A 328-nucleotide genomic window follows, 5' to 3' on the forward strand; every position below is an offset into this window, starting at 1 on the left:
CGCTGCCGTTGAGAGTCCCGCCGGTGGTCGCCACCGCCGCGGCCGTGCTGCTGCCACTGCCCAGCGCCACCGCGCCGGCCTGCGCCGCCGCCGCGCCTGCACCCAGCGCCAGGCTGTTGTCGCCGCTGGCCGTGGCCGCCTTGCCCAGTGCCACGGCGTTGGCCACGGCCGGATCGTTCGCATCGCCCGCCACCGCGCCATTGCCCAGTGCCACCGCGCTGTCGCCGTACGCACTCGCCGCCGGCCCCATCGCGCTGCTGTCGGTACCGCTGGCAGTGCTGTCGGCCTTGGTCGAGTGAGTGTGGGCGTATTTCACGCCCGCGCCTTG

The 328-nt window shown here is 75.0% G+C and carries 1 pseudogene; it reads right to left on the reverse strand.

The features are described 5' to 3' along the window. Positions 1–316: pseudogene (locus SLW52_RS21080) on the reverse strand (hypothetical protein); the annotation flags it as partial. Positions 317–328 lie beyond the last annotated feature (12 nt).

It is taken from the genome of Xanthomonas sp. LF02-5 (assembly GCF_034105325.1).
Classification (GTDB): domain Bacteria; phylum Pseudomonadota; class Gammaproteobacteria; order Xanthomonadales; family Xanthomonadaceae; genus Xanthomonas_A; species Xanthomonas_A sontii.